The sequence below is a fragment of the Arthrobacter pascens genome, assembly GCF_030815585.1.
GTDB lineage: Bacteria > Actinomycetota > Actinomycetes > Actinomycetales > Micrococcaceae > Arthrobacter > Arthrobacter pascens_A.
The window spans coordinates 3,042,162-3,056,105 of the sequence record NZ_JAUSWY010000001.1 but is presented as its reverse complement, the minus strand read 5'-3'; the positions used below and the strand labels follow the sequence as shown (position 1 = coordinate 3,056,105).

Annotated in this window: 8 protein-coding genes; 2 read left to right on the top strand and 6 right to left on the bottom strand. The window is 65.3% G+C overall.

Annotation, left to right across the window (positions count from 1 at the left end; translation table 11 throughout):
* Window positions 1-21: 21 nt before the first annotated feature.
* Complete coding sequence (locus tag QFZ30_RS14080) at window positions 22-1,752, bottom strand: dolichyl-phosphate-mannose--protein mannosyltransferase (protein WP_307077197.1); 1,731 nt, start codon at window positions 1,750-1,752, stop codon at window positions 22-24.
* Window positions 1,753-1,798: 46 nt separating this feature from the next.
* On the opposite strand from QFZ30_RS14080, the gene rsmI reads away from it, so the two are divergent.
* Window positions 1,799-2,707 (top strand): 16S rRNA (cytidine(1402)-2'-O)-methyltransferase, encoded by a 909-nt coding sequence (gene rsmI / locus QFZ30_RS14075; protein WP_373462844.1) that lies wholly within the window; start codon window positions 1,799-1,801, stop codon window positions 2,705-2,707.
* A 205-nt stretch (window positions 2,708-2,912) separates the two neighbouring features.
* Window positions 2,913-4,412 carry an NAD-dependent succinate-semialdehyde dehydrogenase gene (locus QFZ30_RS14070; protein WP_307077195.1) on the top strand — a complete coding sequence of 500 codons (1,500 nt, stop codon included), beginning with the start codon at window positions 2,913-2,915 and terminating at the stop codon, window positions 4,410-4,412.
* 136 nt (window positions 4,413-4,548) lie between these two features.
* On the opposite strand, the gene QFZ30_RS14065 is transcribed toward QFZ30_RS14070, so the two are convergent.
* The 5 genes from QFZ30_RS14065 to QFZ30_RS14040 form a co-directional block, all read right to left on the bottom strand.
* Window positions 4,549-6,036, bottom strand: coding sequence for an NAD-dependent succinate-semialdehyde dehydrogenase (locus QFZ30_RS14065; RefSeq protein ID WP_307077194.1), 1,488 nt, complete (start codon window positions 6,034-6,036; stop codon window positions 4,549-4,551).
* Window positions 6,037-6,064: 28 nt separating this feature from the next.
* Complete coding sequence (locus QFZ30_RS14060; RefSeq protein WP_307077192.1) at window positions 6,065-8,965, bottom strand: FAD-binding and (Fe-S)-binding domain-containing protein; 2,901 nt, start codon at window positions 8,963-8,965, stop codon at window positions 6,065-6,067.
* 113 nt (window positions 8,966-9,078) lie between these two features.
* Complete coding sequence (locus QFZ30_RS14055; RefSeq protein ID WP_307077190.1) at window positions 9,079-9,735, bottom strand: GntR family transcriptional regulator; 657 nt, start codon at window positions 9,733-9,735, stop codon at window positions 9,079-9,081.
* A 266-nt stretch (window positions 9,736-10,001) separates the two neighbouring features.
* Entirely contained in the window at window positions 10,002-12,497 is a 2,496-nt protein-coding gene (locus QFZ30_RS14045; protein ID WP_307077188.1) for a transglutaminase family protein, read from the bottom strand.
* Window positions 12,494-13,936, bottom strand: a complete 1,443-nt coding sequence (locus QFZ30_RS14040; protein ID WP_307077186.1) for a DUF58 domain-containing protein — start codon at window positions 13,934-13,936, stop codon at window positions 12,494-12,496. Before QFZ30_RS14040 ends, QFZ30_RS14045 begins: the two co-directional genes overlap by 4 nt.
* Window positions 13,937-13,944 lie beyond the last annotated feature (8 nt).

Sequence of the window (13,944 nt, the reverse complement as noted above, 5' to 3'; positions counted from 1 at the left end):
CAGGTCTGTTGCAATCCTGCCCTAGATCCAGGACGGCATCCACATCCTGTATCGCCAGTCCTGGTAAGGGATGACTTCGGCGGTCCAGACCGGGTAGAAGAAGGCGGAAAGCAGGACCGCCCCCGCAACGAAGAGCGCCACGACGTAGAAGCCGGAGCGCCGGCGCCAGGGCGGATCGGTGTCCCGCCCCAGCACGAGGCCCAGGCAATAGACCAGGGCCAGCACCAGGAACGGCTCAAAGGACACGGCATAGAAGTAGAACATGGTGCGCTCCGGATACAGGAACCAGGGCAGATAGCCGGCGCCCACTCCGGCGAGCAATGCCCCCGCCCGCCAGTCCCGGCGGCCGGCCCACCAGAAGAGGAGGACCACCAGGGAGATGGCTGCGCCCCACCAGACCATGGGATTTCCCACCGAGAGGATGGCAGAAGCGCAGTTCGATACGTTGCATCCGGGGGCTCCTTGCCCGGGCGACTCGTAGAAGAACGATGTGGGCCTGCCCATCACGAGCCAGCTCCAGGCGCTTGCCTCGTACGGATGGTCGGAGCTGAGTCCCTGATGGAAGTTGTACGCCTCCTGGTGATAGTGGGCCAGGGACCGGACAGCATCCGGCAGCCACCCCCATTCCGCCGAGGGGTTGCTCTCGGCCCAGTGACGGTAGTAGGCGTCGTTCGATCGGAACCAGCCCGTCCAACTGGCTGTGTACACCAGGGCGGCCACAGGGACGACGCTCATGAAGGCCGGCAGTCCGTCTTTGATGAGCCCGCCGCTGACCCAACCGCGGATTCCGGCAACGCGCCGGGCGTTGAGGTCCCAGAGGACCGAAAGCAGCCCGAACCCCGCAAGGAAAAACAGCCCGGACCATTTCGTCCCCACGGCAAGGCCAAGGCATACACCCGCACCAATCCGCCACCAGCGGATGCCGAGCCACGGGCCAGCGAGCAGCTGTTTAACGGAGGGCCGGCCGTCTTTGGCAGCGGCGGCCCGGCTTGCCAGCCGGATGGCCAGCCGACGGCGTCCGTCGTCGCGGTCCATCAGCAGCGCTCCGAAAGCAGCCAGAATCCAGAACATCAGGAAGATATCGAGCAGCGAGGTCCGCGACATCACCAGGTGATGGCCGTCCACAGCCAGCAGCAGGCCGGCAGCAGCCGCCATCGGAAGGGAATGGAAGAGTTTCTGCGCAATGAGTGTGAGCAGCAGGATGGACACGGTCCCGGTCAGTGCCGCCGCGAAACGCCAGCCGAAGGGATTATCGGCGCCGAAGAGCCACATGCCTCCGGCGATCATCCACTTACCCACGGGCGGATGGACCACGTATTCGGGTGTGTCCAGAAGGACGGCCGGATTCCCTGCATTAAAGGCATCATTGGCCTTATCCGGCCAGCTCCGCTCATAGCCGCTGATCAGGAGCGAGTAGCCATCCTTGACGTAGTAGGTCTCATCAAAGATCAGGCTGCGCGGTGTCTCCAGCCGGACGAAGCGGAGGATTCCACCGATCACCGCCGTAAGTACCGGTACCAGCCAGAACCAAAGCCGCAGCGACGGCGGGTAGTCCCGCCAGCTGCGGATATTTCCGATGAGCCGCTGCTGGAGGGCTTCGGCGGAGAAGGCCTGGGCCGGCCGGCTGATCCAGGGGCGGCCGGCAAGGGCGCCTCCGGCAGCGGCGCTTTCCGGGGAGCCGGGGGCGGATGCCCCCGGGGCGGTTTGGCCGGCCCCGGAAGGCCGGGTGGAGGTCTGCGTCACGTGCCCCATGCTACCTTTTGCAGCTGGTGCTGCCTGCCAGCAGTAGGCTGGTGGCGTGGACCCTAACCCCAATACCCTTCCCGATTCCAGCACGCCAGAATCCTCTGGCCCGTCAGGCTCCGTCGCCGCAGGTCCAGGCCGGGTGGTGCTGGCGGCCACACCGATAGGCAATACCGGGGATGCCTCGGCCCGCCTCATCGAGCTGCTGGCCACGGCGGACATTGTGGCTGCGGAAGACACCCGGCGTTTGCATCGCCTGGTCCAAAGCCTGGGAGTCACCGTCGGTGGCCGCGTGATCAGCTACCACGAACATAATGAGGCGACTAAGACCGCCGAACTCCTTGACCAGGTGCGCGGAGGCAAAACCATGGTTATGGTCACCGACGCCGGCATGCCGTCAGTTTCCGACCCCGGTTTCCGGCTGGTGGAAGGGGCAGTGGCCGCCGGGCTCACCGTGACGGCCGTCCCGGGGCCGTCGGCCGTACTGACTGCCCTTGCCCTGTCCGGCCTGCCCACCGACCGGTTCTGTTTTGAAGGCTTCCTTCCACGGAAAGCAGGGGAGCGCATGTCGCGCCTGGCGGACCTCGCGGCGGAGCGCCGGACCATGGTGTTCTTCGAAGCGCCGCACCGGCTGGAATCAATGCTGCGGGCATTGCGGGAGCGTTTCGGCGCGGACCGCCGGATCGCTGTCTGCCGTGAACTGACCAAGACCTACGAGGAAGTGATCCGGGGGTCCGTGGGTGAACTGCTGCTGTGGGCGGAGGGCAATGAGGTCCGCGGGGAGATTGCCGTGGTGCTTGGTGGGGCGCCCGAGCAGGCATCCGGCACGCCGGAAGACCATGTGGCGGCCGTGAACGAACTGGTGTCGCAGGGGATCCGGCTCAAAGAGGCCGTGGCGGCGGTCGCGGAGGACGTGCGGGTGAGCAAGAGGGAGCTGTACTCAGCTGTGCTGGCTGCGCGCTGAAGCCTCGCCGACGCCGCGTGGAGACTACCGGAGGCCCACCGAAGTCTGCTGTGCACCTGCACAGCAGACCCGGTATTCGGTAGTGCGTCCAGGCGTAGACCCCCGGCGGGCGCGGCAGTAGTCTGACAGTTAATCAGCCAAGTGAGCGGGCCATTCCGGGCCTCCGACGCACGGCTGCAACAACCCTACTGACGAGGGAGTCATCGTGACTGTTACTGCACTGCCAGCTGTTACCGCAGAGCGCGAGAGTGAACTGCTGGCCTCTGTCCCCACGGGCCTGCTGATCAATGGTGAGTGGCGGCCCGCCGCCTCGGGAAAGACTTTTGACGTTGAGGATCCCGCCACGGGCAAGGTCCTGTTGAGCATTGCCGATGCCGGTCCCGAGGACGGCGCCGCTGCACTGGACGCCGCCGCTGCGGCGCAGGAGTCCTGGGCGAAGGTCCCGCCGCGTGAGCGCGGCGAAATCCTGCGCCGGGCCTTTGAGCTCGTTACTGAACGCGCCGAGGATTTCGCGCTGCTGATGACACTGGAAATGGGCAAGCCGCTGGCCGAAGCCCGCGGCGAGGTCACTTACGGTGCAGAGTTTCTGCGCTGGTTCTCCGAGGAAGCCGTCCGCGCGTTCGGCCGGTACTCGGTCTCGCCGGACGGGAAGTCCCGGCTGCTGGTGACGAAGAAGCCAGTGGGTCCGTGCCTGCTGATCACCCCGTGGAACTTCCCGCTGGCAATGGCCACCCGCAAGATCGCCCCGGCCGTGGCCGCAGGCTGCACCATGGTGCTGAAGTCGGCCAACCTGACCCCTCTGACCTCCCAGCTGTTCGCCGCCGTCATGATGGAAGCCGGCCTGCCCGCCGGCGTCCTGAACGTCATCCCGACATCCACCGCGGGTGCCACCACGGGCCCGCTGATCAAGGATGCCAGGCTGCGCAAGCTCTCCTTCACCGGATCCACCGAGGTGGGCCGGCGTCTGCTCTCCGATGCCTCCGAAACCGTGCTGCGGACATCCATGGAACTCGGCGGCAACGCGCCGTTCGTGGTATTCGAGGACGCTGATCTTGACGCCGCCGTCGCCGGGGCGATGCTGGCCAAGCTGCGGAACATGGGCGAGGCCTGCACCGCCGCCAACCGCTTCATTGTCCACGAGTCCGTGGCGGCCGAATTCGCGGAGAAGTTCGCCGCGAAGATGGCCGAGATGACCACGGCCCGCGGCACAGAAGCGCAGTCCAAGGTGGGGCCGCTGATCGACGCCAAGAGCCGCGACAAAGTCCACGAGCTCGTGTCCGACGCCGTGGCCTCCGGAGCGAGGGCCGTCCTGGGCGGCGCACCGGTGGACGGACCGGGCTACTTCTACCAGCCCACCATCCTCACCGGTGTCTCCGAGGGCACCCGGATCCTGTCCGAGGAGATCTTCGGACCCGTCGCCCCGATTACTACGTTCGGCACCGAAGAGGACGCCATCCGCCTGGCCAACAACACCGAGTACGGGCTGGTGGCCTACGTCTTCACGAAGGACCTGAACCGGGGACTGCGGATGGGCGAGCGGCTGGAGACCGGCATGCTGGGACTGAACGCCGGCGTGATCTCCAACGCCGCAGCACCCTTCGGCGGCATCAAGCAGTCCGGACTGGGCCGCGAGGGAGGCCTCGAAGGCATTGAGGAGTACCTCTACACGCAATACATCGGCATCGCCGATCCCTACGCCGGCTGACTAAGGCGGGGCAGCCGGGCTACTCATCGATAAGACCGGCGCCAGTACTGGCGCCGGTCTCAAAGATGGTGTGATCGCTCCAGACAGGGTCAGTTGTCCCCGCTGGGGTCAGGCCGACGCGTTCCGGGAGCGAGGACTAGGCAGTGGCGCGTCGCGCCACGTTGTAGAAGCGGATGTTTTCGTATTCTTCGAGGCCTTCGGCGCTTCCTTCGCGTCCGAGGCCTGACTGCTTGATGCCTCCGAACGGGGCGGCAGCGTTGGATGGTACGCCTTGGTTGATGCCCACGATTCCTGTCTGGAGTCGATCGGCGACATTGAGTGCGCGGTCGAGGTTCTCGGTGAAGACATAGCCTGCGAGGCCAAATTCTGTCGCGTTGGCCCGGTTGATTACCTCGGTCTCTGAGCTGAACCGCTGGATCGCGGCGATTGGGCCGAAAATCTCGGATTGGGCAACGTCGGAGTCTTCCGTGACCCGGTCCAGGACGGTCGGGGCAAAGAAGTTGCCGGGCGAGTCATACCCGTGGCCGCCGGTCAGCAGCGTGGCACCGAGACTCACAGCATTCTCGGTGTACGCCTGCATTTGTGCTACTGCGCGATCGTCGATCAGTGCACCAAGTGCGGTCTGCTTTCCGAGGCCGCTTCCGACGGCGACCTGGGCGAAGCGTTCGGTGAGTGCAGACACGAAGTCATCTGCTATTCCGTCCTGGACGTAGATGCGGTTGGCTCCAATGCAGGACTGTCCGCCATTGCGCAGCTTCGCGGCAAACGTTCCGTCCACGGCGCGCTGAAGATCGGCGTCGTTGAAGACGATGAGCGGTGCGTTGCCGCCGAGCTCCATTGAGCTGCGGAGCACATTCTGGGAGGCAAGCTTCAGGAGCTGACGGCCCACCGGCGTTGACCCGGTGAACGAAACCTTCCGGACCCTTGGGTCAAGCAGGACGGCTTCGCTGAACGCCCCTGACTTTGAGGTGGTGATGACCTGGATCAGTTCTTCAGGCACTCCTGCCTCAATGGCGAGCTGCACAGCGAAGTACGTCGTCAGGGGAGTAAGGGTGGCAGGCTTGATAACTACGGGGCAACCTGCTGCCAGCGCCGGTGCAATCTTTCGGGTTGCCATGGCCAGGGGGAAATTCCAGGGCGTAATCAGCACCGCCAGGCCCACGGGGGAGCGGCGCGTCAGGAGGCTCGCCCCGCCGTCTGGGGTTTCCCGGAAGTTCCCTGCGGGGCGCACGGCCTCCTCGGCGTACCAGCGAACGAAGTCGGTGCCGTACTTGACCTCGCCGCGGGCCTCTGCAAGTGGCTTGCCCATTTCGCGTGAAATCAGGTGTGCGAGATCTTCAGTGTGGGCAACGAGCTTGTTGTACCAGGCGTGCAGCACGTCGGCGCGCTGACGAAGCGTGCTGCTTGACCAGTCAGCTCCTGCCGCGTCGGCCTTCCCAACAGCTTCCAGTGCAGCCTCGACATCAGCGTCAGGGACATGGGCTATGGTCTCGGCCGTGGCAGGGTCCTGGACAGCGATGCCTTGGCCCGGGAGCTTGATGGATTGGATGACCTCATCCGCGTGGCGGAGGCTGTCGGCGTCCGCCGTAATCAGCGGAGTAGCGACGTTGGTTGTGACGCTCATTGGTTCTCTCTTTCGGTTATGGCTTGCTCTAAGGGACGGTGTTCCTGGGGTCAAGGAGTTCGGCAAGGTGAAGGCTCTTGCGCTCCGGTTCCAATTGCTTGACCTGCATCGCACAGCTGAAGCCGTCGGCAAGGACAGGTGTGTCTGCCGCAGTGCTTTCAAGGGCAGGAGCAAGTGCCTGTTGCGCCACCTTCATGGAGATGTCGTAGTGGTTTGCTTCGAAGCCGAAGTTTCCCGCTACACCACAGCAACCGGTTGCCTCGGTGACATTCGCGACGCCGAGGGCCGCCAATGCTTTCCTCTGTACTGTCGCCCCAAAAGTTGAGTACTCGTGGCAGTGGGTCTGCACAGTCACGTCCGCAGGTACGGCCGGTGGCGGCCAACCTGCGTCGACCCATTCCTTCACCGCTTCGGCGAAGCTGCGGATCCTGTGGGATACGCGTTCGGCGGCCTCGGTGCCGAGCAGTTCCGGCGCGTCCTTCTTCAATGCGGCGGCGCAGCTTGGTTCGATGACGACGATCGGTGCATCGGTGCCGTCATCGAGCTTCGCTACGGCCTTGCCCATGAGCTTCTTCGCGGTGTCGAGTTGACCCGTAGAGATCCAGGTCAGGCCGCAGCAGGCGTCGGATTCGCAGCCGACCTGCCTTCCCGTGCTTTCCATGACCCGGGCTGCTGCCCCGGCCACTTCGGGCCTGAAACCCTTCGTGAACGAGTCAACGAACAGCACGGCGTCGGCTGTCCGGGAGGCGGCGCTGTACGGGGCGAGGGCGTCGCGAAGCATCTTCCGGGAGGCGAACTTCGGCATCTTCCTCTTGGTGGTGAGGCCACCGGCAGCTGCCACGACGTTTCCGAGCGGGCTGGCCAGCACCAAGTTCACCATCGGGCTGATTCGCGACGTGAGCTTCAGCCACCTGGGCAGCCACCCGAGCGAGAAGTGCGACATCGGCCGGAGCCGGCCCTCGTAGTAGTGCGAGAAGAACTCGGACTTGTAGCTGGCCATGTCCACGCCGGCGGGACAGTCGTTGGAGCAGGCCTTGCAGGCCAGACATAGGTCCAATGCCTCGCGGACATCTTCAGACTTCCAGCCTTCGTCGATGGTCCGGGCACCCCGGACCATGTCCTGGAGCGCCCTGGACCGTCCACGCGTTGAGTCTTTCTCGTCCCCAGTGGCCCGGAAGCTCGGGCACATCACCCCACCGGTGTCGGAACGGCATCTACCGACGCCGATGCAAGCCTGGACGGCATGCACCCAGGGGTCCGCTCCGGCCGCGGCAGCCTCGACAGGCCGGAGCTCGAAGTGCGTTCTCCACTCACGCTCGGGGACCCCCTCGAGCGCCAGGTTGGCGTCAAACGGATCTGGATCGGTGATCAAACCCGGATTCAGGATCCCTGCCTCATCCCATAGCCTGCGGTATTCCTCGAACGCGGCGAGCATACCGGGGGAATACATATGCGAAAGCAGTGCTGAGCGGGCACGTCCGTCGCCGTGTTCTCCGGACAAGGAACCTCCGTGGCGGACAACAAGTTCGGCGGCGGCCTGCGTGAACTTGCGGAACACGCTGCGGCCTCTTTCCGTGCGCAGGTCGTAGGTGATGCGGATGTGCATGCATCCCGCCCCAAAGTGTCCGTACATGATCCCGGTCAGCTCATACTCGTCCAGGAGCGTCCGGAAGTCGGCCAGATAGGCTGCAAGGTTCTGTGGGGCAACGGCGGAGTCCTCCCATCCGGCCTGGGATTCTCCGCCACTGGCGGGCCTTGATGACAGGCCTGCGCCGTCTTCCCTCACCCGCCACAATGTAGCGCGTTCAGTAGAGTCCGGAACGGCACACCCATCGACCAGGCGGCCGTTGGCGGCGAGCCGTTCCAGCAGCAGGGCGGCTTGGCGGGCCACTTCGTCCGGGTCGTCGCCGTCGAGGTCTACGTACAGGAACGCCTTGCCCCGGGGAAGCCCCAGGACGGAGTCGTCTCCGCGGCGCAGCCGCATGGTATCCACGATGGCCTCGTCGATGCCCTCGACCGCTGCCGGCGAGAAGTCAAGGATGGTCTCGATGTCCTTTGCGGCATCGACTACGTCGGCATAGCCGAGGCAGACCAGCAGTGCACTGGATGGCTTGGGGACGAGTTTCATGCGGGCGCGGACGACGACGGCGCAGGTTCCTTCGGTGCCGACCAGTGCCCTGGCAACGTTCAGGCCGTTCTCCGGCAGCAGATTGGCAAGGTGGTAGCCGGAAACCTGGCGCTGGATGCGGCCAAGTTCACGACGGAAAGCAGCCAGGTTGTCCTGTGCGAGCTTTTTGAGGTCTTCGCCCAACACGAACGCGCGGGATACGGAGTAAGCGTCGGACGGGTTGGTGGCCCGCACGCCTTGGCCTGATGCGGTCAGGAGGGCTCCATCGGAGGTGACGACGTCGATCTCGTGGACGTGGTCGGAAGTCCGTCCATAGCGGACCGAGTGGTTGCCGCACGCGTCGTTGCCGATGGCCCCACCAATGGTGGCACGGTTTTTTGAGGATGGGTCGGGGGCGAACGTGAGGCTGCCGCCCGTTGCGCGTTCGGTTTCGCGGGTGAGCTGGGCAAGCACAACGCCGGCTTCGACGTCGGCCGTTCCTGTCGTCTCATCGATGGTTATGATCCGGTTCATGTGCCGCGAGAAGTCCAGCACGATGCCCGGGCCGATGGCGTTTCCAGCCATCGACGTCCCTCCGCCCCGGCTTATCAGGGCAGTTTCGGTTTCGCGGCACGCCGCCATGGCAGCGACGACGTCCTCGACGCTGCGCGGAAACACAACACCGACAGGCGGTATCCGGTAATTGGACGCATCGTAGGAGTATGCGGCCAGCCGGTGACCGGAGGCTTCCACGGGCATACCCGCGGCCTGAAGCCTTTCCAGAACCGGTGCATGTTCCGGGGCGGTGAGCTTTGAGTGCATGGTGTGCTTTCCACTTGGGTTGTCATGGAACGGTATTGATGAAATCGAGAAGCCATTGAGGGGAGTACCGGCGGGACGTCCGCCCGTGATCGGCAGCGGGTAGCTGTGCCGGCTTAGTGCTCTCGGGAGGGTTCTTCCGGGATTCTGGTGCTCAGGAACGCTTCGGCGTCGTTCAAATGGACCGCCCAAAGCTGCAATGCTTCTTCCGGGATGCCGGCGATCAGCGCATTCAGAAGCACAGTATGTTCATCGTGCAGGGTGGATACCTGGTGGTACCGGGGCCGAAGAAGTGCCATCAGGAGGCGGATCTCTGTGGAAATCGTCTGAAAGAGCCTGCTCAGCCGTGGTGAGTCTGCAGCTGCCACGACTGCCGCATGAAAGCCCATGTCAGCTTGTGCCGCAGTTTCCCAATCCTGATCATCCCTGACCTCTGAAAACCTCGCCAAGGATTCCCGGATCGGCCTTGTATCGGCGCCCTGACAGACCGAGCGGACCGCCTCAAATTCGATGAGCCGGCGCACGCGAAATATGTCGGCGACGTCCTGGACGGAGAAACGACGGACCCTTGCGCTTCGCCCGGTTTCACGTTCCAGGAAGCCGTCAGCGATGAGGCCCTGTACCGCAACGCGGGCAGTAGGCCTGGCCACGCCCAACTTCTCGGCCACGTGGGTGTCCTTAACCTGGGCTCCCGCAGAGTAGTCTCCGGCCAAGAGGCTGCGTTCAAGCCGGGTACGGACAGCGTCGGCAACTGTCACCGCTTCATTTAGCATTTCAAAACTGTATAACAGCTATACAGTTTTGCCAAAACCCGACGAAACCCAGGGTAAATCAGAGGACCCTGTTTCTCCGCCGGCGGCAGCCCACCAGGCTTCGACAAGGAGGACTCCAGAGGCCGCAACGTTGCTGAACGGAACTCAAACACTTTCAAAGCAATGGCGCGGCCTGGCCACCCGCTTCGACAAAGGCGCACTCACCTACCGCGGCCGCGCTGTCCTCGGCGCAATCACTGTTTGGCCGGCCGCTTCAGGAGACAGGCCTAGCCCTCGCTCAGATGCCGCAGGCCCTCGCGTGCCCAGGACCAGGAGCGCGCGGCGGCGTGTGCCGTCCGCCGGGCCAGACCGCCGAGCGCCCGGAAAGGGGCTGTGAGCATCCGCCCCAGGCGGCGCATGACCGACGGCGGCAGCCAGTCGGCGCGCAGCCGCCGGGACAGCGGGGCATTTGCACGCAGCGAGCGTTGCACCGCTGCGATGCGGAGCGGTGCGCGGTCACTCCCCGGCGCGTCACCTGCCGGTGTGTCCTGCCGTGCCCGTGGCCCGTATTTCCGGCGTTCGAAATCGGTGGTGAGCAAAATGACAGCCTGGTGCCCGGCGTCGTCCATTCCGCCGGCTTCACCAAGCAGGGACGAGCCGCGGAGCCTGGCTGAATACACCCGGGCCGTCTCACTGGGATGCGGGGGTAGCCCGTAATCCGTGCCAAGGTCAAGGAATTCGGACCAGGCAGGCGGAACAGCATCGTCGGAGGCCGGGTCCTGGCGTCTGAGCCTCCTGGCACGGAGGCCCATCCGGACCAGCCGCGGAGATGCCGCAACGAGCATCAGGCCAAGGACGCCGGCAGTGCCCAGCAGCCAGGGCAGCAGTTGGGGGCCTGCCTCGCTGCCGCCGCCAGCACCGGGTAAAGGCACCGGTGTGGTGCTTGGCGCCGGAGTCGGCGACGGGTCGCTCGAGGGAATGAGGCCGTCGTTGTTTTCAATGGCACCGGCGCCAGGCGTGGACGTCTCGGTGGCGTAGGCCGGTACCACGCCACGTGACGGCGTGGGCTCAAAAGCAACCCAGCCGAGACCCTGGAAGTAGAGTTCGGGCCAGGCGTGGGCATCCCTGGCGTCCACTTCATACTCGGGCAGGGCCCCCTGCCCGGCTACGGAGACTGTGGCACCAGTCAGCCTGCCCGGGGCGTAGCCGACGGCGATGCGGCTCGGGATGCCTTCGAGCCGCGCCATCACGGCCATGGCCGAAGCGTAGTGGATGCAGTACCCGCTCTTTTGCGTCAGGAAATCCGCAAGGACCGATAGCCCGTTGCCGTCGTAGCCGCCCTGGACCGGGGACTGAAGGGAATAGGTGAACTCGGCAGACCGCAGGTATTTCTGGATCGCCATGGCCTTCGCGTAGGCCGTGCCGCCGGAGCCAGTCACTGAATCCGCGGTTGTCCTGACAATATCCGGCATGTTGCCGGGAACCCTGGTGAAGTCATCAGGTACTCCCTGCACGGCACCGGATTGCTGCACCAGGAGTCCGGCTGTGAGCTTCGGCGCGGACGACACCACGATGTATTGCTGGCTCCGCGAATTGGTGTCGGACCCTTTGATGCTGAGTGTGGCAGGATCCCAGGTCCAGCGACCGCTTAGCCCGCGGACCGACTCGGGCGCGTAAGGCACTGGAAGGTAGGGGCTCGTGAAGGTGCCCGTGTCCACCGCCGTGACCTGGCGGAGCTGTTCATCGGCAAGGACCTCGTAACCTGTCTCGATCTGTTCCCCGACGGGCCGCCGCGAAGCGCCCCTGTCGTCCGGGCCCCAGGAGTCGCCGTCGAAATTGTCTACGGTGACCGACCGCAGATACAGCGGGGTACCTGCGTTGGTGGCGTAGGTGATGCGTCCGCTCCCGGCAGGGGTGCGGAGGCTGTTTCCCAGCGTGATCATGGGGTTCAGGCCGGTGGAGGTGCCCCATGGGTTCACCCGGGAGCCTTGGGGAAACGTTCCTTGGTCAAAACCCGGAATGGCCAGCGGAACGATCAGGGTGGCAACCAGTGCCACACCCCCTGTGAGCGCGGCCCGCCTCATCTGGCCGGGGTTGCGTGCGGTGTCGGCAGGTGTCCGGGCATCGGGCGTAAACCACTGGCTGCAGGCCAGGATCAGCAGATAGCCGGCCACCGTGGCACCGAAGCCCCAGACGCCCACGCTCTGCGGTTTCACCATGGCCGGAACAACCAGGATGGCCAGGAGGCCCAACCCGGTGGTCGCCGGCATGCCGAGCGGGACTGCAAGGGCATCGATCAGTATGACCGTCAGACCCAGCACGGCGCACGTGACCATCACAATCCCGGCGTTGGGAGCCACGGGCGCACTTTCGGCCAACACCGTTTCGCTGGCACGGCGGATGAACCGGTCCAAATCGGCCATGGTGGTCCCGGAAGGGATGAAGCCGGCGATGCTTGTGGGTCGGAAGAACGTGAAGGTCAGGATGCTGGCAAGGGAGGCAAACCCGCCGGCCGTGACCAGCAGAGGCTGAGCCCTGAGCGCCCGCAGGGCAGCCATGGTCAGCGAGACCACAAAAACCGTGGTCAGCACCGGAAGGTACCAGGCCCAGCCCCTCAGGACTCCATTGAGGGAAAGGGCCGCGCCGGATACGGACAGCGCCACCGCCAAGGCCATAGCCCAGGGGTATGCTCCCACCCGTCCGAGTACGGTCGCCTGCCCAGGGCCAGGTGGCGGTGCCGCCTGCGCCTGGCCGGCTGAACTCTTGTGCGGTGCCAGCGTCATCGCGCCACCCCCACACCGCGCCGGACGTCAGCCGCCGCTGCGGCCAGAGCCGGTCCGCCCTGGTCAAAGTGGCTCCATGCCGCGGGGACGGATACAGACGGAGACACAGCGGCAGCCCGCCAGCCGCCCTGCCGCAGTGCCTCGAGAACCTCCTCGAATTCCGAGGGCCTCTCGGCCACGATGATGGCGAAGGCGTTAGCCCCGTACCCTGCCGCCGGAGCCAGGGCAGTTGCTTCCATGAGCGAGATCCGGCCGAGGAGCGCGATGAGGGGGCCGCGCATGCGGTGGGCCGACAGCTTGTCCATCAGGAGGTCGTCGAAGGGCGGGGGGCCCGAGTCCTGGGCGCCGCCGTGGTCGTGGCCGTGACCGCCTGCTTCCTTGCGGCCGGCGTCGCGGCGGCCATGGGGCGGTCCTGAGAGCTGGATGGCGGCGAGGCTTTCGGCGATGGACTGGAGTCCGCCGGTGCCGCTGTACTCTTCGATTTCCGGCTCGGGCGCGGACGGTGATTTCATGAATGCAGGCTCACCCCGGGCATCGAGCAGACGGAGGGCATAGTTGCGCTCTACAAGGTGGGAACTGATGGAGATGGCGGCCACCACGGCCCACTCAAACGTGTCACTGCTGACCGGTTCGCGGCCGTCAGCGGGAGTGTTTCCACTGGAGCCGGTCCCGGGGCCACCGGAGAACGCCCCAAACCGCTGATCCAGGATGATGGTGGCTTCCGGCGTGGTCACGGACTCTTCCTGCCGCACCATCAGCGCGCCATGCCGCGCGGTGGCTGGCCAGTGGACCCTGCGCATGGGGTCGCCATGGCGGTATTCACGGGTCATGACGTCGTCGTCGCTGGGATTCGCACGGATCCTGGTGGCTGTGATCCCGTCGTTGCCGCGTGCACCCGCCAGCCCGGTAACGGGAAGCTCGACGGCGGCCGGCGTGACAGTGAGGATGTCGCCGCCGTCGATCGCCTGCCGGTGCAGGGAGAGTCCAAAGGGATCCGTGAATTCGGCCGTTACCGGACCGATGACGAACTGACCGCGTCTGGTGGAACGCAGGTGGTACTCGTACCTGCTGGTGCCTCCTGTGGCGGACCGCGCCGGGAATCGGAACGCCGGAGACTCCCCAAACCTTTGGGGGAGCCGCTCCTCCATGATGGCGCGGCCTGTGCCGAAGCCGGTTCTTGCCACGGCCAGCCGGACAGTAGTGGCGGCCGACGTTTCCACCGGTGATGGGTTGAACTCACGGTAGACCTGGAACCGCGGCTTGACGAGCCTGATTCCGGCGAGGGAAACCAAAGGAAGGACAATCAGCAGGACGCTGAGGCTCAGGAGGTCCCGTCGGCCCATGATCTGCGCAGACAACAGGGCCACGGCACCTGCAGCCAGGAGCCCCCAGCCACGTTGGCTGAACATGTGTCGGGGCAGTCGGTCCAGCAGCGCCATGGCGATTC